This is a genomic window from Pseudomonas sp. FG35 (assembly GCF_057809295.1).
Genome location: NZ_JBMDJR010000001.1, coordinates 592,696 through 612,755 on the forward strand (window position 1 = coordinate 592,696; position 20,060 = coordinate 612,755).

General features: G+C 60.2%; 18 protein-coding genes. 8 read left to right on the forward strand and 10 right to left on the reverse strand.

From position 1 onward, the window contains the following. Window positions 1-61 precede the first annotated feature (61 nt). Window positions 62-2,467 carry a glucose/quinate/shikimate family membrane-bound PQQ-dependent dehydrogenase gene (locus ACODTD_RS02575; protein WP_201818616.1) on the reverse strand — a complete coding sequence of 802 codons (2,406 nt, stop codon included), beginning with the start codon at window positions 2,465-2,467 and terminating at the stop codon, window positions 62-64. 284 nt (window positions 2,468-2,751) lie between these two features. Here ACODTD_RS02575 and ACODTD_RS02580 point away from each other — a divergent pair, with 284 nt between their 5' ends. Then, window positions 2,752-3,723 carry a LysR family transcriptional regulator gene (locus tag ACODTD_RS02580; protein WP_489104396.1) on the forward strand — a complete coding sequence of 324 codons (972 nt, stop codon included), beginning with the start codon at window positions 2,752-2,754 and terminating at the stop codon, window positions 3,721-3,723. Between the two features lie 71 nt (window positions 3,724-3,794). On the opposite strand, the gene ACODTD_RS02585 is transcribed toward ACODTD_RS02580, so the two are convergent. Then, window positions 3,795-4,946: an L-dopachrome tautomerase-related protein gene (locus ACODTD_RS02585; protein ID WP_285356107.1), complete on the reverse strand. Its 1,152-nt coding sequence runs from the start codon at window positions 4,944-4,946 to the stop codon at window positions 3,795-3,797. 213 nt (window positions 4,947-5,159) lie between these two features. Next, window positions 5,160-5,957: an SDR family NAD(P)-dependent oxidoreductase gene (locus ACODTD_RS02590; RefSeq protein ID WP_064381600.1), complete on the reverse strand. Its 798-nt coding sequence runs from the start codon at window positions 5,955-5,957 to the stop codon at window positions 5,160-5,162. Window positions 5,958-6,065: 108 nt separating this feature from the next. On the opposite strand from ACODTD_RS02590, the gene ACODTD_RS02595 reads away from it, so the two are divergent. Beyond that, entirely contained in the window at window positions 6,066-7,010 is a 945-nt protein-coding gene (locus ACODTD_RS02595) for a GlxA family transcriptional regulator (protein WP_201818614.1), read from the forward strand. A 53-nt stretch (window positions 7,011-7,063) separates the two neighbouring features. On the opposite strand, the gene ACODTD_RS02600 is transcribed toward ACODTD_RS02595, so the two are convergent. The 4 genes from ACODTD_RS02600 to ACODTD_RS02615 form a co-directional block, all read right to left on the reverse strand. Continuing rightward, window positions 7,064-8,086, reverse strand: a complete 1,023-nt coding sequence (locus ACODTD_RS02600) for a transketolase family protein (protein WP_011334131.1) — start codon at window positions 8,084-8,086, stop codon at window positions 7,064-7,066. After that, a complete protein-coding gene (locus ACODTD_RS02605; RefSeq protein ID WP_285355826.1) occupies window positions 8,083-8,931 on the reverse strand; it encodes a transketolase in 849 nt (282 codons plus the stop codon). Before ACODTD_RS02605 ends, ACODTD_RS02600 begins: the two co-directional genes overlap by 4 nt. A gap of 18 nt (window positions 8,932-8,949) precedes the next feature. Then, a complete protein-coding gene (locus ACODTD_RS02610) occupies window positions 8,950-10,248 on the reverse strand; it encodes an MFS transporter (RefSeq protein WP_236188526.1) in 1,299 nt (432 codons plus the stop codon). Between the two features lie 94 nt (window positions 10,249-10,342). Continuing rightward, the gene (locus ACODTD_RS02615) at window positions 10,343-11,092 is read right to left on the reverse strand and encodes an SDR family NAD(P)-dependent oxidoreductase (protein WP_064381592.1); all 750 of its coding nucleotides are present in this window, start codon (window positions 11,090-11,092) and stop codon (window positions 10,343-10,345) included. Window positions 11,093-11,289: 197 nt separating this feature from the next. On the opposite strand from ACODTD_RS02615, the gene ACODTD_RS02620 reads away from it, so the two are divergent. Beyond that, window positions 11,290-12,204: a LysR substrate-binding domain-containing protein gene (locus ACODTD_RS02620; protein WP_285355830.1), complete on the forward strand. Its 915-nt coding sequence runs from the start codon at window positions 11,290-11,292 to the stop codon at window positions 12,202-12,204. Here the strand turns inward: ACODTD_RS02620 and ACODTD_RS02625 are convergent. Further along, window positions 12,198-12,998: a DUF1206 domain-containing protein gene (locus tag ACODTD_RS02625; RefSeq protein WP_285355832.1), complete on the reverse strand. Its 801-nt coding sequence runs from the start codon at window positions 12,996-12,998 to the stop codon at window positions 12,198-12,200. The genes ACODTD_RS02620 and ACODTD_RS02625 overlap by 7 nt on opposite strands. Window positions 12,999-13,280: 282 nt before the next feature. On the opposite strand from ACODTD_RS02625, the gene ACODTD_RS02630 reads away from it, so the two are divergent. Continuing rightward, a complete protein-coding gene (locus ACODTD_RS02630; RefSeq protein WP_011334137.1) occupies window positions 13,281-13,511 on the forward strand; it encodes a hypothetical protein in 231 nt (76 codons plus the stop codon). Window positions 13,512-13,615: 104 nt separating this feature from the next. Continuing rightward, the gene (locus ACODTD_RS02635) at window positions 13,616-14,467 is read left to right on the forward strand and encodes a LysR family transcriptional regulator (RefSeq protein WP_285355836.1); all 852 of its coding nucleotides are present in this window, start codon (window positions 13,616-13,618) and stop codon (window positions 14,465-14,467) included. 6 nt (window positions 14,468-14,473) lie between these two features. On the opposite strand, the gene ACODTD_RS02640 is transcribed toward ACODTD_RS02635, so the two are convergent. Then, complete coding sequence (locus ACODTD_RS02640; protein ID WP_221614656.1) at window positions 14,474-15,928, reverse strand: MFS transporter; 1,455 nt, start codon at window positions 15,926-15,928, stop codon at window positions 14,474-14,476. Between the two features lie 228 nt (window positions 15,929-16,156). On the opposite strand from ACODTD_RS02640, the gene ACODTD_RS02645 reads away from it, so the two are divergent. Next, window positions 16,157-16,915 carry an SDR family NAD(P)-dependent oxidoreductase gene (locus tag ACODTD_RS02645; RefSeq protein WP_221614655.1) on the forward strand — a complete coding sequence of 253 codons (759 nt, stop codon included), beginning with the start codon at window positions 16,157-16,159 and terminating at the stop codon, window positions 16,913-16,915. 60 nt (window positions 16,916-16,975) lie between these two features. Here the strand turns inward: ACODTD_RS02645 and ACODTD_RS02650 are convergent, their stop codons facing one another. Continuing rightward, a complete protein-coding gene (locus ACODTD_RS02650; RefSeq protein ID WP_221614654.1) occupies window positions 16,976-17,890 on the reverse strand; it encodes a LysR family transcriptional regulator in 915 nt (304 codons plus the stop codon). 214 nt (window positions 17,891-18,104) lie between these two features. On the opposite strand from ACODTD_RS02650, the gene ACODTD_RS02655 reads away from it, so the two are divergent. Together ACODTD_RS02655 and ACODTD_RS02660 are read left to right on the forward strand one after the other, a co-directional pair. Continuing rightward, window positions 18,105-19,445: a nucleobase:cation symporter-2 family protein gene (locus ACODTD_RS02655; RefSeq protein ID WP_285355840.1), complete on the forward strand. Its 1,341-nt coding sequence runs from the start codon at window positions 18,105-18,107 to the stop codon at window positions 19,443-19,445. 30 nt (window positions 19,446-19,475) lie between these two features. Then, window positions 19,476-19,985 carry a nucleoside deaminase gene (locus tag ACODTD_RS02660; protein WP_285355842.1) on the forward strand — a complete coding sequence of 170 codons (510 nt, stop codon included), beginning with the start codon at window positions 19,476-19,478 and terminating at the stop codon, window positions 19,983-19,985. The last annotated feature ends 75 nt before the right edge of the window (window positions 19,986-20,060 follow it).

The window sequence follows — 20,060 nt, forward strand, 5'->3', positions numbered from 1 at the left end:
ATGAAACGACGCGGCACCCGAAGGTGCCGCGCACAAGTGAAGTGAAGGAGGGCGCTGCGGTTTACGGCAGGGCGTACGCCATCACGTAGTCGCCACGGTCGGTCGACTGGCGAGCACCACCGGCGGTGATGACCACGTATTGCTTGCCGGTTTTCGGCGACACATACGTCATCGGGCCGCCCTGGCTGCCGACCGGCAGACGCGCTTTCCAGATTTCTTCACCGTTGCCGCTGTTGAACGCGCGCAGGTAGAAGTCCTGGGTGCCGGCGATGAAGATCAGGCCACCTTGGGTCGACAGGGTGCCGCCGAGGGTTGGCAGACCGATCTTGATCGGCAGGTGCATGCGGATGCCCAGGGGACCTGTGTCTTCAACGGTGCCGACCGGAACTTGCCAGGCGACTTTCTGGGTTTTCATGTCGATGGCGGTCAGCGTACCGAACGGTGGGGCCTGGCACGGAATGCCGGCAACCGACAGGAAGCGGTTCTTGTTCACTGCGTAAGGCGTGCCTTTCAGCGGAACGGCGCCCATGCCGGTGTTCAACGCTTCGCCACCGGAAGTTGCCTGGCCTTTGTTCTGCGACGGAATCATCTGAATCCACAGGCCCAGACGCATGTCGTTGACGAAGATGAAGCCGTGCACCGGGTCAGTGGAGATGCTGCCCCAGTTCATGCCGCCCAGCGAACCCGGGAAGCTCAGGGATTTGTCAGTGCCCGGCGCGGTGTACAAGCCGTCGTAACGCATCGACTTGAAATCGATCCGGCACAGCAGCTGGTCGTAAGGCGTGGCGCCCCACATGTCCGATTCGGTCAGGTGCTGGGCACCGATTTGCGGCATACCGACCGATTTAGGCTGGGTAGGCGAGTACGGCTCGTTGGGGATATTGGCTGCCTTGACCGGCACTTCTTTTACTTCGGTCAACGGTTTGCCGGTGGCGCGGTCGAGCACGTAAATCTGCCCGGCCTTGGTGCCGATGACCAGCGCCGGCACGGTTTTACCGTCCTTGGTGAAGTCGATCAAGCTTGGCTGCATCGGCAGGTCGAAGTCCCAGAGGTCGTTGTGGACGGTCTGGTAGACCCACTTTTCTTCGCCACTGTTGGCGTCCAGCGCCAGGATGGAGGCACCGTAGGTGTGATCGAGTTTGCTGCGCTCGACACCATAGATGTCGGTGGACGAACTGCCCATCGGCAGGAATACGGTGTTGGTCGCCGGGTCGTAGGACATCGGCGCCCAGCTGTTCGGCGTGCTGCGCACATAAGTGCTGCCGTCTGCGGGTGCCTTGCGATCGGTTGGATTGCCCGGGTCGAATGCCCAGCGCATGGCACCGGTCATCACGTCGAAACCACGGATCACGCCGCCCGGCATGTCGGTCTGCACGTTGTCGGCCACACGACCGCCAACCACCACAGTGGTGCCGGCCATCAGCGGCGCGGAGGACAGTTGATAGTAGCTGTCCGGAACATCACCCAGACCGGCCTTCAGATCCACTTGGCCGTTGTTGCCGAAACCCCGGCAGAACTCGCCGGTGTCCGCATCGACCGCGATCAGGCGGGCGTCGATAGTGTTGGTGAGCAAGCGACGTGTGCAGTTGGCGATTGGAGCGGTCGGGGTTTCGCTCACTGGCGCGCTGGCCGGTTTGGCGACGGCGGTGCTGGCGTCGAAATACGCCATGCCCCGGCAGCGCTGCCAGACTTTGGACTGAGCGTTGATCGCGTTTTTCCAGAGTTCTTTACCGGTGTCGGCATCCAGCGCAATCAGGTTGTTGTGCGGGGTGCAGATGAAGACTTTATTGCCGATCTGCAGCGGAGTCAGCTGGTCTTCGGCACCATTGCCATCGCTCTCGGCGATGTCGCCGGTGTGGTAGGTCCACGCGACTTTCAATTTGTCGACGTTGCTGCGGTTGATCTGGTCCAGCGCGGCGAAGCGGCTGCCACCCTCGGTATTACCGTAGTGGGCCCAGTCTTTCTGCGCCTTTTCCGGCTCGACCGGCGTCAGGCCCGGGCCAGTGCCGGTAGGGGCGACGGTCGGGTGCGCGACGAACATGTTGCCGGCAGCTACCGCGAGTCCAACCGCCAGAACAGCCGCAACGCCGTAAGCGCCGCGACCTGCAACGTCACCATTGGCGCGTTTGAGCAGCGGATAGACCAGCGCAACCACCAGACCCACGGCGCTGAACATGAACAGGCGCGAGAACACCGGCCAGAACACCAGCCCTGCATCGATCACGGCCCAGATAGCGGTTCCAACCAGAAACGCCGCGAACAGCCAGGCACCGGCAGGCTTGCGCCGCGCGATCAGCAGACCGGAGACGGCCATCACCAGACCACCCACCAGGAAGTACCAGGAGCCTCCCAGGCTGACCAATTTCACACCGCCAGCGGCCAGTGCCAGGCCGAGCAGGGCGATGATCACGCCCAGCCCGACCAGAATGAATGTTGATATGCCCGAGAGGCGCTGACTCTGCTTCACGTTGAATGTCCCGTTGAAATGAGGCGAGCATTATATAGTTAGGTAACTACCTAGTTAAATCACTAAATCAGAATGAAGTGTAGTTTGCTGCTCAGCGGAGCGTCGGATCAGAGAACGGTTTGCGCCTGTTAGGCTGCAAGCGATATTGAAATGCGGTTGAAAGTCGCTTTTCTGTCAGGGGAAGTGGGATTTGTGACAGGCATGGCTCGCGCAGTGATTACGCCGGTGCCTGGGCTGATTAGACTAATGGCTAACAGCCCCGACGTCTGAGCGACGGCTGGGCAATGATCATTTTTCTTATTACGCTGAAAAACTTCGTCCGCACCCTACAGAATTTCGTGATCGTGAAGAAAATAGTCCGCGTAGATGACCTTCAGGTATTCGTCACCACGGCTGCGGCCGGCAGTTTCTCCGCCGCTGCCCGATTGCTGGACATTTCTCCAGCCTTGGCCAGCGGAGCGGTTCAGCGTCTTGAGGGCAGTCTTGGAGCAAGGTTGTTCGTTCGCTCGACCCGGCGCTTGAGATTATCGGACGATGGCGAACGCTACCTTTCCCATGCCCGGCAGGCACTCGAAGCGCTTGAAAATGGCGAGATCGCACTAAGTGAAGGTCGCGATGAAATCGCCGGCACGATTCGCTTGTCGATACCGTCGGATATCGGCCGAAACGTGCTGTTGCGATGGCTCGACGAGTTTCAGCAACTGCATCCGAAGGTGCTGTTGCAGTTACGGGTCAGCGATCAGATTGCCGACCTGGTCGGCGAGCAACTGGATGCCAGTATCCGCTATGGTTTGCTGGCCGATTCCAGCCTCGTCTCTCTGGCCCTGGCGCCGACGAACAGAAGAACGGTCTGCGCCTCGCCGGACTATCTGGCCCGCCACGGCCGGCCTGCCGCACCGGAAGAATTGGGCAACCATAATTGCCTTCGGTTTGTGATGGGGGAGCAGACCTACGAACGCTGGAGCTTTCATTCGGCCGACGGTGTCAGGACCGTTCAGGTGACGGGCGACCGGGTCAGTGATGATGCCGATATCGTCCGGCGCTGGGCGGTTGCCGGTTTCGGAATCGTCTACAGGTCGAAAATCGATGTGCTGGATGACTTGCGCAGCGGTCGACTGGTGGAGCTTTTCCCGGCAGACGTCGGACAGCCGGCGCCGCTTCAGCTCGTGTGTCCCCATCGCACCTCACTCACACCGGCTGTACAGGCCTTGAGAACTTTCCTGGCGCAACGATTCGAACGTTACGTAGCTGAATGAGAACCTGACGAGGCTGGGGCGCCGCGTCAGGTTCAGGCCTTTGAGCCAGACCTCAATGCTCTGACGTTTCTCTAGTACGTCGCTGCAGGCTTGGCGCCGATCTTCACACGCATCAGGCTGTACGGTTTGACGCGTTTGTCCTGACCGTCATTAAAACCTGCCGAGCGATGAAGCTGGTTGGCGGTGAAATACAGGTAGCCGTCAGGGCCGATCGACAACGTATCGGGCCAAAGCACTCGCGAGTCTTCGACCAGCGTCTGCCAGCGACCGTCCGGCAGGCGTTTGCGAATCGCGTTGTGCTCGTAGTCACCAGCGTACACGGCACCGTCGGCATCGGCTTCAAGACCGTCGGAAGCACCTTTTTCACCGAGGTCGACGACCGCTTTTTCCAGTTCGGCATCGCTCACACCCGGATCACGCAGCAGGGCAGTCGGCACGGCGTACAGATGCCTGCTCGATAACGGGCAGAAGTAGAGCGTCTTGCCATCACTGGACAGGGCAATACCGTCAGATGCCACCGTCAACAGGCCGGTTTTGCCTTGAGCATTGCGCGTCACCAAGGCGGGCTTGCCTTCAACCTTCGGGATAAAGGACGGGTCGGCCGAGGTGGATTGGGCGCCAGTCAGTTTGCGGCTTGCCTGGCCACTCGCGAGATCGACCACGATGATGCCGCCAGGGCCGCTGACCGAAGAGTCGGTAATGTAGGCGGTCCCTTCCTTGCCTGTACGGAAGTCAAAGCGCACGTCATTGACATAGGTGGTCGGCAGGATGACGTCGTCAGGGAACACAATCGTTTTTGTGATCTTGTTGGAGGTCAGGTCGATCGCCACCAGCTTGGCTCCGCCCGCCTGAGGCGCGGAAAACTTCGGTGCTGCCGTGTCGAGCACCCAGACGCGGCCTTTGCCGTCGGCAACCACACTTTGCACGCTGATGAATCCCTTGGCCGGGTTCTGCGGATCCGCGACATTGGTTCTCAGATCAGGGTAGGGCACAAGCTGACCGTTGGAAATTTCCGCAACGGTGTAGGGCACGTCATCACCCCACCGGGGGAAGTTCACGAAGATACGGCCGGTTTCGGTTACCGTCACGCCTGTCGGCATGGCCCCGTTGAACGCGTAAACACGTTCGATGGCGGCGCCTTTGCCCGTATCACTTTGCGCGACGGCCAGGCCGCTTACGGATACCGCAAGGGCCAGGCCTGCGATTTTAAATAATCTGTTCATGTTCAAGTCCTTGAGCGCCAGTGATGTGAGGAGCCTTCAAGCACGAGTCGCGATAAATCAGTGAGCACGAGAAGGCAGTGACAGGCTATGCGCGACGACCTTCTCCAGACAGAAGCAAATCGCAGGAAGACTTTCCGCATTTTGCGGAAAATACAAAGCTGCCAGCCCTCCATCAGGGAGGGCTGGCGGCTTGACGACAGATGGCTTTAGCGATCAGTTGGCGTTGTAGCGCGGCGCGAGCCGGTTGCTCGAAAGCTCGGAGAACAAGGCCTGGCGGCTCGCTTCGTAACGCTCGTAACCTTGCAGGTCGTGCATTGAGGGGATGGAGATCAGCACGCCGTTGTCGAAATCCTGCAGAGCGCCGGCGACCAGGTCCTGGGCCGACATCACGATGCCCGGATCCAGATGCTCGACAGGCAATCCACCGATCTGCCAGAAGTCTGTTGCGGTCGCGCCGGGCAGGACGGCCTGAATCCGGATGCCTTTATCCGAGAGTTCCTTGTGCAGGGACTGGGTGAACGCGGTGACGTAGGCCTTACTCCCGCCATACACGCCGTTGAGCAGCTCCGGCGCCAGGCTGACGATCGAGGAGATATTGATCACGGCGCCTTGTTCGCGGGCGACAAAACCTGGAATCGCGGCGTAGGTCAGGCGGGTAAGGGCGGTGACGTTCAGCGTGATCATCTCGGCCATCCGCTCGACATCACTCTCCAGCAGGCCGGTATGGGTGCCGATGCCGGCGTTGTTGACCAGCAAAGTGATGCTGGCGTCCTCACGCAACTTGCGTTCTACCTTGGCGAGGTCCTCGGGGCGGCCAAGATCGGCCTGCAACACTTCGATGTTCTGCCGGGTTTCGCTGGTCAGGCGGCTGGCCAGTGCGTTCAGACGTTCGCGGTTGCGCGCCACCAGCACCAAGTCGTAACCCCGGCGGGCAAGGTGTTCGGCGTAAATCGAGCCGATGCCGGTGGACGCGCCGGTGATGAGCGCAGTGCCTTTGTATTGTTGCGTCATGATCAAGCTCCGTGGGTTGTGTGTGGAGCCATGATGATGAAGGAGGGGACTGATGTCTTAAACGACGTATATGGTAGTGTTTAAGGACATTCAAAAAGGAGTTCAGTCATGCATCGTGTCGGCTATCTGATTACCGAGGGTTTTCAGGTGATGTCCCTGGCAACCCAGGCTGTATTCGAGTTCGCCAACATCGTCGCGGGGGAAGAGATCTACAAGGTCCAGAACTTCTCGATCGGCGGTGGGACCGTGCGTTCTTCATTGGGCATGTACATCGACACGCTCCCTCTGGGCGCCCCGGGATTGGCCGACACATGGATGATTACCGGTACGCTGACCCCCTTGAACCCGCCAGGTGAAGAGGTGCTGGCCAGCGTGCGCGCCTTCGTCGATGGAGCCCGACGCACAGCAGGTCTGTGCACCGGCTCTTTCGTTCTGGCACAGGCTGGGGTTCTGGACGATCGAAGGGCGACCACCCACTGGTCCTATGCGAACAAGCTCCGTGAGCTGCATCCAAGAATCGAGGTCGAGGAAGACCGGATCTTCATCGTCGACGGTCCCGTCTGGACCTCGGCGGGCATGACGGCCGCGCTGGACATGGCGCTGGGCATGGTGGAAAAGGATCTGGGCACGGACATGGCCCGGTCGGTGGCGCACAAACTGGTCATGCATCAACGGCGCTCGGGTGGGCAGTCCCAGCATTCGGAACTGCTCACGCTTGCTCCAAAGTCGGACCGTATTCAGAGTGCGCTGGAGTATGCGCGTACGCACCTGAGCCGCCCGCTCAGCGTGGAGGAACTTGCCGATGTCGTGCACTTGAGTCCCAGACAATTCACCCGGGTATTTACCGCCGAGACGGGCCAGTCACCGGCCAAAGCCGTGGAAAGCCTGCGTCTGGAGGCCGCTCGCGTGATGATCGAGCAAAGTCGTCACAGCCTTGATCGCGTGGCGAAGGAAACGGGGTTTCGAGACCGTCGCCACATGCGCGAAGTATTCATGCGAGGGTTTGGCGTTCCGCCACAGGCGGTTCGACGAGATGCCAGGCGGATTGGCTAAGGCAATACGTCTGATCGGAGCGCTTGTCCCTATGCACCCCGATCAGCCAGCAGTCAAAGCCAGGACTTGATTTGCGCGCAGACGGCGTCGGTGGAAATGCCGTAGCGATCATGCAGTGTCGGCAGTGCGCCGGCGTCGAGGAACGCGTCGGGCAACGCGATCTGCCTGAACGTCGGCGTCACTCCGTTGCGCAGCAGTACCCCGGCAACCGCTTCACCCAGCCCGCCAATAATCGAGCTGTTTTCTGCGGTAACCACCAGCCGGCCAGACTTGCGGGCCTCGGCGAGAATGGTCTGTTCATCCAGCGGTTTGATCGTCGGCACATGCAGCACCGCGACATCGACGCCATCGGTCTGCAACGCCTTGGCGGCCTCCAATGCACGCATGGTCATCAAACCGGTCGAGATGATCAGGACATCGTTACCGGTGCGCAGGGTCTTGGCCTTGCCGATCTCGAATTGATACCCGTATTCATCCAGCACCAGCGGCACGTTGCCGCGCAGCAGGCGCATGTAGACCGGGCCCTGATGCGCGGCAATGGCAGGCACGGCCTGTTCGATTTCCAGCGCGTCACAAGGGTCGACGATCATCAGGTTGGGCATCGCCCGGAAGATCGCCAGGTCATCGGTGGCCTGGTGGCTGGGGCCGTAGCCGGTGGTGAGGCCGGGCAATCCGCAAACGATTTTGACGTTGAGGTTTTCCTCGGCAATCGCCATGCAGATGAAGTCGTAGGCGCGACGCGAGGCGAACACCGCATACGTGGTGGCGAACGGCACGAAGCCTTCGCGGGCCATGCCTGCGGCAGCGCTCATCAACAGTTGTTCGGCCATGCCCATCTGATAGAAACGATCCGGGTGGGCCTTGGCGAAAATGTGCAGGTCGGTGTACTTGGACAGGTCAGCGGAGAGGCCGACGATGTCCGGACGCTGATCCGCCAGTGCAGCCAATGCATGTCCGAAAGGTGCTGAGCGGGTGGCTTGGCCTTCAGAGGCAATCGAGGCAATCATCGCCGAGGTGGTCAGACGCTTCTTGATCGGTTCGCCAGTCGAGGTCGGTGTGTTGGCGGCGTTGCTCATTGGTTTTTTCCTTCTTCAAGCGTGGTCAGTGCCAGATCCCATTCGTGTTCATCCACGCGGATGAAATGGGTCTTTTCGCGGTTTTCGAGGAAGGGCACACCTTTGCCCATGGTGGTGTCGCAGATGATCACCCGTGGCTGAGTACCGGGGTGGTGGCGGGCGGCATCGAAGGCTTTGACCAGTGCGTCCAGGTCGTTGCCGTCGACGCGCTGGGTGTACCAGCCAAACGCTTGCCAGCGATCCACGATGGGTTCGAACGACAGGATCTCGCTGGAATGGCCGTCCGCTTGCTGATTGTTGACGTCGACGATGGCGATCAGGTTGTCGAGCTTCCAGTGCGAGGCCGACATCACGGCTTCCCAGGTCGAGCCTTCGTTCAGCTCGCCGTCCGACAGCAGGTTGTAGACGAACGATGTCGAGCCCTTGCGCTTCAGACCCAGGCAAGCCCCGACGGCGATACCCAGCCCCTGACCCAGCGAGCCACCGGTGATTTCCATGCCCGGCGTGTAGGCGGCCATGCCCGACATCGGCAATCGGCTGTCATCCGAGCCGTAGGTTTCAAGCTCATCGAGCGGAATGATCTCGGCTTCGATCAGCGCCGCGTACAGCGCAATCGCGTAGTGACCGATCGACAGATAGAACCGATCGCGCGGCTCCCACGCCGGGTCTTCGGGGCGATAGCTCAGCGCATGGAAGTAGGCGACCGCGAGCAGGTCCGCCGCACCGAGGGCCTGGCCGACGTAGCCCTGGCCTTGCACCTGCCCCATGCGCAAGGCATGGCGGCGAATGTTGTGGGCGCGCTCGGCCAGCGTCTGGGGTGTTGTGAATGAAAGGTTGGCAGTCATGGTGAATTCTCCTGTGAATCAACGATTGACCAAGGCAGCGGGAATGCGCAGGACCAGCGAGGCGCCGACCAGCAATACGCCAGTGATCAGATACATGCCGATAGCGCTGGAGCCAGTGAGTGTGGTTATCCAGCCAATCAGGTAGGGCGAGCAGAAGCCGGCAAGGTTGGCGAAGCTGTTGACGGCGGCGATGCCGGCCGCAGCGGAGACACCGCCGAGCAGCGTGGTCGGGAGCATCCAGAACAGCGAGGTCGCGGACAGGATGCCGGAAGCCGCCAGGCACAGACTGAGAATGGACAGCATCACGTTGCCTCCCATCAGCGCCGCGAGGGTCAGGCCGATGGCCCCGGCGATCATCGGGACGATGAGATGCCAGCGGCGTTCGCGATGTTTGTCGCCACTGCGTCCGACCAGCAACATGGCGGCGATGGCACAGAGGTAGGGCAGGCTGGTCAGCAAACCGATCTTCATCGGATCGGAGACCCCGGCATTACGCACAAGGGTCGGCAGCCAGAAGGTAATTGCGTACTGCCCCATCACCACACAGAAATAGATCCCCGCGAGCAGCCAGAGGCGACGATCACGAATGAATTCGCCCACGGACGCATGCGTCACTTTCTGCTGGTCATCCTCCGCCAGCTCACGAGCGATCAAGGCTTTTTCGTCGTCGTTGAGCCAACTGGCCTGATGCACGCCATCCTTGAGATAGCTGAGCACCAACAGTCCGACAACCACCGTAGGCACAGCCTCCAGCACAAACATCCATTGCCAGCCGGCCCAGCCGTGCATGCCGGCGAAGTGGTTCATGATCCACCCGGAGAGCGGACCGCCGACCATGCCCGACAACGGGATGGCGATGAACCACAACACCGTCATGCGCGCACGCCGGTAGGACGGAAACCAGTAGGTGAGGTACAACAGCAGACCCGGCGCCAGGCCGGCTTCGGCAATGCCCAGCAGAAAGCGCAGGGCGTAGAACTGCCAGGCGGTTTCGACGAAGGCGAAGAGGGCGGAGACAATGCCCCAGGTGATCATGATGCGCGCGATCCAGACCCGCGCGCCGACCTTGTGCAGGATGATGTTGCTGGGCACTTCGCAGAGAAAGTAGCCGATGAAGAACATGCCGGCGCCCAGCCCGTAGACTGTTTCGCTGAGCGCCAGATCGTTCATCATTTGCAGTTTGGCAAAGCCGACGTTGACGCGATCGAGGTAGGCGCACAGGTAGCACAGCATCAGGAACGGCATCAGGCGCCAGGCGGTTTTACGGTAGGCGTTGGAACGCACCGCCGAAACGGCTTCGAGCGACAGGGTAGTCATGGTCTGATCTCTTGTTTTTATTGACCGCCGGGCAAGTCTGCCCGGCCGTATCATCGATCCAGAACCGCACGGGCCGCGAGGCCCGCCACGTGTGTCAGTGAATCAGCATGCCGCCGTTCACATCCAGGGTGATGCCAGTCAGATAGGAGGACAGGTCGCTGGCCAGGAACAGCGCCGCATTGGCCACATCCTGCGCCTCGCCCAGACGCCCCAGCGGAATGCCGTCGATGATCGCGTGGCGGCGTTCGTCCTGCATCAGGCCGCCCGTAATGTCGGTGTGAATCAGGCCGGGGGCGATGGAGTTGACGCGCACGTTGTCCGGCCCCAGCTCACGCGCCATGGCCTTGGCCAGGCCCAGCACACCGGCCTTGGCGGCGCTGTAATGAGGCCCGCCAAAAATGCCGCCGCCGCGCTGCGCGGAAACCGAAGACATGCACACAATGCTGCCGCTGGCTTGCTGGCGCATCAGCGGAATCACCGCCTGGGACATCAGCAACGTACCGCGCAGGCTGACGTCCAGCACCTTGTCGTAATCACCGGGGCGGATATCGAGGGTCTTGAGGGGTTGGGTGATGCCGGCATTGTTGACCAGTATGTCGATACGGCCAAAGTGTTCGATGACGGTCGCGACAGCCTGCTGCACCTGAGACTCGTCGGCGACGTTGGCAGCCAGGCCGAGATGACCCTCGCCCAAAGAGGCAGCGGCATCGCGGGCAGCGGATGCGTCCAGATCCAGAATCACCACCCGGGCGCCATGTTGAGCGAAGGTCGTAGCTGTCGCGCGGCCGATACCACGTGCGGAGGCAGCACCTGTGATGATCGCGACTTTGCCTTGAAGAAGCATGGGAGAAACCTCTGATTGTTGTTATTGAGTGGGTCCGTGCAGAACCGATGACTCAGCTTGTCTCCCATAACGAGCCTGAGCAATAACGCAAACTTCACTGGATGCTGAAAAAAATTCAGCACTCGCCAACATGCGATTGCGGTGTTTGAATAGCCGAACGCCCGGCCTCAGCCACTTGCAGCGGAACAACCCTCATCATGAGTTCATCTGGCGAAACACCGCCAATCCTGCCACCCCTGAAAGCCATTCAGGCCTTTGAGCAAACTGCGCGCTTTGGCAACGTCGCGCGAGCGGCCGAAGTGCTGGACCTGACGCCCTCGGCAGTCAGTCACCAATTGGCCAAACTCGAGGCGATGATCGGGCGGCAGTTGTTCCTCAGAACGGCCAGAGGGGTGACGTTGACGCCGGTAGGCGAGCAATACCTCTCCGAGATTTCCGGCATCCTGCACAGCCTGGCGGTGGCAACAGAGCGCGCGACCAGTGATGTCAGCCTCGACTGCCTGCGACTACATTCGTCACCCAGCTTCGGCCTGCTGTGGCTGATGCCGCGCCTGGAACAGTTTCGCGAGAGCCATCCCGACATTCAGCTCAATCTCTCATGCTCCTATGAGTCGCTGCACTTCAGTCGGGACAAGATCGATGTGGACATCCGCCACGGCATGCCGAACTGGCCAAGTTTCGAAGTGCGTACGCTGCGCAACGAAAAAATCGCGGTCCTCGCATCGCCCAAGCTTCTGGAAAAACGCCCCATCCGCGCCGTCGCTGACTTGCTGGACTGCAACCTGATCCTGTCGGAGGCGACGCTGATCAAGTGGCCGCAACTGTTTGCTCAACACGGGCTGTCGCGCCCTGAAAGCCCGTATACCTTGAGCTTTGACCGCTCCTACATGACCCTCGAAGCCGCCAGCCACGGGCTTGGTTTTGCATTGGAAAGCACGCTGCTGGCGCAGGACTACCTGACGCGCGGCGAGTTGGTCGAAGTCATTCCCGGGCTGAGTGCCCCGATTACCGCGCACCACCTGGTTTTTCCGAGGGCGCATGCGGGGTTTCCCCGGGTGAGGCGTTTTCTGGAATGGATGCAGCGTGAGTTGGGGCATGACTTCAGTTACTGAAGCACATCCATATTGATCTTGCGCCAACACGCTTCCGAGAAACTGTAAACCGAGAACGCAATCAGCCCCAGGGCCATCACCATCAACACAAGCCATCCAGCGGGTAGATTCTGCAGCGCGTCCAGCGCTTCCTTCATGCCAGGCGGGTCCATGGCTTGATAAGCGGAACCGCTGACGGCCAGCAGCAAAGCAATTTCCATAAACACGATGCCGCGGGCGATCAGGCCGAATCGAGATACCGGACGGACATAGCGCATGACCTCTTCGTCGGCCTCGAAATACTTCTCGAACGAGGCCTGCCAGCCCTTGATGATGTGAGCAATGCCAACGCCCAGCGGTATGAGCGCAATCAGGTACAACAACAGATTCGAGTGTTCCCACGACAAAAGATGCGCCAGCCAGTCTTTGGTTTGCTCTGCGGAATGGCTCGAACGGCGGCTACCGCTCACAAGCAGTCCCAATGCAAAAAACGCCAGAGCACCGTTGACCAGACCTCCTGCAAACAGGCCTGCACGAATCACCAGACCTTTGAGCTGCGTGCCGTGATGATCGACATCGCGTATCGCTTGCAGGACACGCCAGGCTGCAAACGCAAGCAGACCCGCCACCACAAGGCCCACCAGAAAATAGCCGAACGGCTGGCTTAGCAACGCCTCCAGGCTCTTGTGACTGTCTTTGGGTTTTGTCGAATCATGGGCTGCCAATAACGCGAATATGCCGATAATCAAATAAAGCACTCCGCGAGCGGCGTATCCGCCCCGAGCGAGTATGACGAGACTGCGTTGAGCGGACATTGGATAGATTCCCGAGGACTGTTAAGAGAGCAGACCCTTGTTGTTGAAAGGGGTTCTGTTACGAATCGGAGTCCGGACATTTACCCGGAGTGCGATAGATGAAGGGGACGAGCTGACGTTGCGAGCCGGACGATCCTGACCCATCATTCAAATTCATATTGATGCCGTGATGAAAATGGACAAGCAACTGGCTGGTTACTCGATTGTATTGACCATCATCTGGGTTTCAGCGGTTATCGCGGTCATGTACTGGATGTCTAATTGAACGTATTGGGTGGCAATGTGGAAGGCGTGGTGCTGGGCGACAAGATTCAGCGAGAAGCGGATCGACTGCTGGCGCAGATTGTCCGGGCAGACTCGATGATCATTGCTGTCAAGGCAGGAGCGCGGGCGGATGGTTTCGTGCTGGGACTGGAAACCGGCGGGGCCTTGCGTGCCGGCGATGCCGAGAGGCTGTACATCATTTTCGAAGCCGCGCTGGTGGAGCGTTTGAAGTCATTGTCGCGAGGCTGATCAGATCGGCTGATCAGATCGGCTGATTGAATCGATATTCATGAACAGCCATCTACTTGAACTATAAGCTGACCACTCAATGTTCATTTGTACGGGGCGAGGGCATGGACTGGAGTGACATGCGGATCTTCCTGGCGATTGCCCGCAGCGGCTCGCTGGGCGGAGCCGCCAGGGAGTTGGGGGTCAGTCACCCGACGGTCGGGCGGCGCTTGCAGGTGCTTGAACAAACCAGTGGGCAAGCCTTTTTCCTGCGGACCGCTCAAGGGCTGGTGCTCACGGACAGTGGCGAGAGGATTCTCGGTCTGGCGCAGGACATGGAACACAGCGCGTTGGCCATCGAGCGGCGTCTGGCGGGGCATGGTGATCAGCCTGAAGGCCTGTTGCGGATATCCTCAGCCGACTGGTTCGCCTGTCATGTGTTGTCGCCGGTCCTCAGCGAACTGGTTCAGCGCTATCCGTTGATCGTGCCCGAAGTCATAGCCGGTCATCGGCTGTTCGACCTTGCCCGGCGGGATGCCGACATCGCCTTCCGGATCGTGCCTTTCACCGAACCTGACATCGTCCACCGCAAGCTGACGACCCTGCCATACGGGCTCTACGCCGCATTGCATGCCCCGGCGCCGCAGCCGGACGGCGAGGGGTTGGGCCTGATTCTGATGAACATCGCCCAGGCCCATTACCCGGACGTGCAATGGCTGCAGCAACGCTATCCGTTGGCCCGCACCGTGTTCACCAGCAGCAGCCGTACGGTTCAGGCACAGATGTGCGCAAAGGGGCTGGGCGTTGCCGTTTTGCCCCGCGTCCTCGGTGACTCCGTGTCGGGACTGCGACTGCTGGATGAGGACGAGCCACCGCCAGGGCGGGACATCTGGATGGGGTATCACCAGGACATGCGCCAGATGGACCGGCTACGCGCACTGGCTGACCTTGCCTCCAACATGATCGGTGCGGGGTAGCGCGCCTCAGGTCGGGCGAACAGCCGAGGCTTGCGCTACCGTCGCTGGCTCGCGCGCTAACGTCAGGCTTATCGCTGCCCCTACGGCCAGGCAAACGGCGATGCACAGAACAGCGATCGTGAACGCATGAGTGATGCTGACCGCCGTCGCCGGTTCACCCAGCAAGGTATAAAACACACCGCCAATCAGTGCGACGCTCAGCGATGTGCTGATCTGCAGCGTGGCGCTGGTAATGCCTGCAATCATCCCGGCATACGCTGGCGCTACCCGGCCCGTGACCATGCGCATCAACGTCGGCAGGCCGAGCCCCTGTCCCAGACCGATCAGGAACAGGATGACCGTCATGGAAGTGAAGGGCGGGGCGAGGGTAGTCGGTGTCACTGACACGAGCCAGCCCAGCCATAGTAATCCGACGACTTCCAGCCCCATGCCTACCGGGTTCACGTAACCCCCGAGGACGCGCCAGAGGAGCGGAACCGACAGGGGGCCGAGCAGAAATCCTGCACCAAACGGCAGAAAAATCAGGCCGGCGTGCAGTGCGCTCATATGCAATGCGCTTTGCATGTACATCGAAAACATCAGAAAAAACACACCGATTGAATAGAAGCAAAGCGCGACCAGAAGCGCTCGCCCCAGGCCCGGTGCATTCAGTGCGGCCGGGGCGAGGATGGGAGTTCCTCCGGCCCGGTGCAAGCGGCTCTCGTAGCGCCAGAACACTACCGCCAGCACAGGGCTGGCGGCCAGCGACAGCCATGCCCACCACGGCCATCCCGCCTCGCGGCCTTCAATCAACGGCACCACAAGGGTGGTCAGGGTCAGCATCGACAACGCGGTGCCCACCAGATCCAGCTTGCTCGCGTGCTGCGCACGGGTTTCTTTGAGCACACGGATGCCGAACGCAATCACCAGCAACGCGATCGGCAGGTTGACCAGGAAGATCGCGCGCCATCCCATGCCCAGCACATCAACTTCAATCAAAAAGCCGCCCAGTGCCTGACCGATCACAGACGCCAGTCCAAATACGGCCCCGTAAATGCTCAATGCCAATGGTCTTTCCGACACTGAGAAAATCGCCTGCACCGATGCAAGTGCCTGAGGGGCCATGACGGCGGCGGTCACACCCTGCAAGGCGCGTCCGAGGATGAGGATCCACGGCGAAACCGCCAGGCCGCACATCAGCGACGCGGCAGCGAAGCCCAGCAGGCCAAGGAAAAACATCCGCCCGCGGCCGTACAGATCGCCGAGTCGTCCGCCGGTAATCAGCGTCACGGCATAGAGCGTTGCATAGGAGGAAATCACCATTTGCTCGGCAGAGGAGCCTGTCCCCAGATCCTCCTGTATCGAGGGCAGGGCAACGTTGACGATAAAAAAATCCAGGGGCGGCAGAAACGCTCCGACGAGCAATATGGCAAACATCAACCAGCGCCGGGGTTCGGGCACTTCGATTTCGATTCGAGACATGACAGGCATCCTGTAGGGAACTCAGGTTTGACGACGACTGAAGGGCAAGGCTTCGCGCCTGCTTGGACCAGGTCGCCGGGTCCCAATTTAGGGAATCGCTCCTGCGTTTTCGCCTTACAAAACTGCACGGCCAACGTTCATTCCTGTCAGTGCCGCTCCGCTGCGATGGCGCTCACCATGGGCAGGTCGCTTCAGACATTCCCTTCATCAACGACCGAGGAGTCAGACATGTCAGGTAAATTCAGTGATCAGGTTGCCGTCGTGACCGGCGGTTCCACAGGGATCGGGTTTTCCATCGCGCAAGCCTTGATCGCCGAGGGCGCCAAACGCGTTTACATCACTGGACGGGCAGCGGACAGGCTGGAGGCGGCAGTTGCCAGACTCGGCGACAAAGCTGTCGCGGTGGTTTCCGATGTCTCGCTTCAGGCCGATCTCGACACGCTCAAAGCGACCATCCAAACGCGCGACGACCGGCTGGACGCGGTGTTCGCAAATGCCGGGATCTGTGAGAAAAATCCGCTCGGAGAGACCAGCGAGGCTGCTTACTACGCCATGTTCGACGTGAACGTCAAAGGCGTTTTCTTCAGCGTTCAAACGCTTCTTCCCTTGATGAATGACGCTTCGTCCATCGTTTTGACCGCCTCGATCTGTTCGAGCAACGGCATGGAAGGATTGAGTCTGTACAACGCGTCGAAGGCGGCGGTGCGATCGTTTGCACGCACGTGGGCCAATGAGCTCAAGGACCGCAAAATCCGCGCAAACGTGTTGAGCCCTGGCTTCACCCGCACACCGCTGATGGACAACGGGCTGAAAATGAGCGAGAGCGACATCGCCGCGCTGCGCCAGCACGTCGAGCAAATCACGCCATTGGGCTACATGGCGCAACCCGAAGAAATCGCCAGCGCGGCACTGTTTCTCGCCTCGGACGACGCCAGATACGTGAACGGCGTGGAGCTGATGGTCGATGGTGGTTTATCGCAAATCTGAAGCAGGGGATTGGTAAAGCTTCGGGCAGGCGTAAGGCGACTTGTTCCATCTGCATTGACCTCAAAGCGTGGTGGTCTGCCCGTTGCGATCCAGTTCATACACCTTGTTGCCCTGCAACTTCTCCTTCAGCCATCGCTCCGCCTTACCCAGCGGCCGCTGCCGCGCCCAGAGCAAATCCACACCAATCTGCCAGTCCGTATGCGGATACGCCGAGAGCTGCAGTTCCACCAGCTCACCCTTGGCCAGTTCACGCTGAATGAGTTGGCGGGGCAGGGTGGCCCAGCCGAGTCCGGCGCGGACCATCTCCAATAACGCCAGATAACTTTCCGCCTGCCACAGCTGGGTCGAACGCAGGTATTCGCTGCTCGGCAGTTTGCTCGCGTGGGCGCTGAAGGCCAGGCGGCGATGGACGTGCAGGTCCTCGAACGTAACGTTTTCGAGTTGCGCCAATGGGTGCTGGGGATGGCAGACGTGCAGCATGATCAGTTTGCCCAGTTGCTGAAACGCCAGCTCCTTGGGGTAGCCGGGCTGCGAGAACGCCACACCGAGTACCGCTTCGCCGCTGCTGACCAGTTCGCTGACGTCGCCATGGACCGGATGACGGATGATCAGGTCGACGAAGGGAAACGCTGCCTCGAAGGCTTTGAGCACCGACATGATCGGGCCGTACGGCGTTTCAATGGCCAGTGTCAGGCTGGGTTCTACGTTGTCCGAGAGGCAGTCGGCGTGGGCTTCGAAGGTCATGCAGCGTTCGAGCACGGCGTCGGCCTGCAACAGCAATTTGTGGCCGCTGGCGGTGAGGGCAGGGCTGCGGTTGCTGCGGTCGAACAGGTCGACGCCAAGATCGGTTTCCAGGTTGGCAATCGCTGCGCTGATGGTTGATTGGGTCTTGCCCAGTTTGCGCCCGGCGGCGGAAAACGATCCGCTTTTGACCACTTGGACGAACATCAGCAGTTGATCGAGTGAGAAGCGCAAGCGTAGAACTCCCGGTTCGAAAATGAAGGTTTGGAGCGGCTAACGGAAGCCAGATTCGTGCCATCGGAAAAAGCGATGGTTGCTAATTTGTTTCATCGCAATAAACGTTCAAATATGGCCGCGCTTCAAACGATCTCCGGGGCGGATGCACCTTTCAAACGCCTTGGGCATGCCCGCAATCTCAAGAGATGCCGCACCTTCAGGAGCGTGTGAAATGACCACACAACGCATTCATCCGGTGGACGAGGTTTTGCCACTGCGACAGTTGTTCACGTTTGGCCTGCAGCATGTTCTGGTGATGTACGCGGGAGCGGTGGCGGTACCGCTGATTCTTGGCAGTGCGATGGGGCTGACCTCGGCGCAGGTGGTGTTGCTGATCAACGCGAACCTGTTGACCTCTGGTGTGGCTACGCTGATTCAAACCCTCGGTTTCTGGAAGTTCGGCGCCCGCCTGCCGCTGATTCAGGGCTGCTCGTTCATTGCCCTGGCGCCGATGATCATGATTGGCAAGGAGTTCGGCCTCAGTCAGATTTTCGGTGCGGTGATCGCGGCGGGATTTATCACCGTTGCGCTGGCACCGGTGTTCAGCCGCTTGCTGCGGTTTTTTCCGCCGGTGGTGATTGGCAGCCTGATCACCATTATCGGCATCTCGCTGATGCCGGCGGCGGCGATCTGGCTGGGCGGTGGCAATCCCGATGCGGCAGATTTTGGCAATCCCGCCAACCTGTTGCTCGGTTTGGCCACGGTCAGCGTGACGCTGGTGATCTACGCCAAATTCAAGGGCTTCATCGGCAACCTCAGCGTGCTGATTGGCCTCTTTGTCGGCAGCCTGATCGCAGCGGCTTGCGGCATGACTCACTTCAATCGGGTCAGCGAAGCGGCATGGTTTGAGCTGAGTGCGCCGATGGCTTTCGGCGCGCCGGAGTTCGCGCCGGTGCCGATTCTGATCATGACCCTGGCGATGCTGGTCATCATGGCCGAGACCACCGGCAACTGTCTGGCGATCGGCAAATTGACCGGCAAACCGACCACGCAACAGACCCTCGGCAATGCATTTCGCGCCGATGGCTTGTCGACCATGCTCGGCGGCTTGTTCAACAGCTTTCCTTACAACGCCTTCACCCAGAACACCGGTTTGATTGCGCTTTCCAACGTTAAAAGCCGCTTCGTCGTGGCCGCTGCCGGGGCAATCATGGTGCTGATGGGCCTGTTCCCGAAACTCGGCGCATTGATCGCCGCGGTGCCGACGCCGGTGCTCGGTGGCTGCGCGATTGTGATGTTCGGCATGACCACGGTGGCGGGGATTCAGGAACTGTCACGGGTGCAATTCGAGGGCACGCGCAACGGCATTATCGTCGCCGTGTCAGTGAGTGTCGGGGTGCTGCCGATGTCCTTTCCGGCGCTGTTCGAACACGTCGGCCCTACCCTGAAACTGGTGCTCGACAGCGGGATTTTCCTCGGAGCGATCACCGCCATCGTCCTCAACGTTCTGCTCAACGATGAAAAAAAATCGACCGAAACCATCGGCGCTACATCGGTTGAACTGGCCGACTGAATGTTGTTTTCCACTGCCCTGGAGTTACCCATGAATCAATTGACTGAACTCATCCCGGCTGGCATCAGCGCGCTTGATCTGAAATTACTGCGCCAGACCATTGCCTTGTCCGAGGCATCGAAACAACGCGGTCGCCATCCGTTCGCGGCATTGGTGGCCGACCGCAACGGCAAGGTGATTGTCGAAGCGGGGAACAACTCGATGCCCCCGGAAGGTGATCCAACGCAGCATGCCGAGTTGGTGGCAGCGGCGGCAGCGGCAAAACTGCTGTCGCCGCAGGAGTTGGAACTGTGCACGCTGTACACCAGCGCCGAGCCTTGCTGCATGTGCGCCGGCGCGGTGTATTGGACGGGGATCGGACGTGTGGTCTATGCCTTGTCGGAGCATGCCTTGCTGGGACTGACGGGGGGCCATCCGGAGAATCCGACGTTCTCGCTGCCGTGCCGCGAAGTGTTCGCCAAGGGGCAACGCAGGGTCAGCGTGTTGGGGCCGATGCTGGAGGGGGAGGCGGCTGAACCGCACAGGGGGTTTTGGTCGTAACAGGTTTTGAAACGAAGCTCGAGTGATGTGAGGCCGCGCACTCGCATGCGACGTCTGCAATAATGACGCCCCACT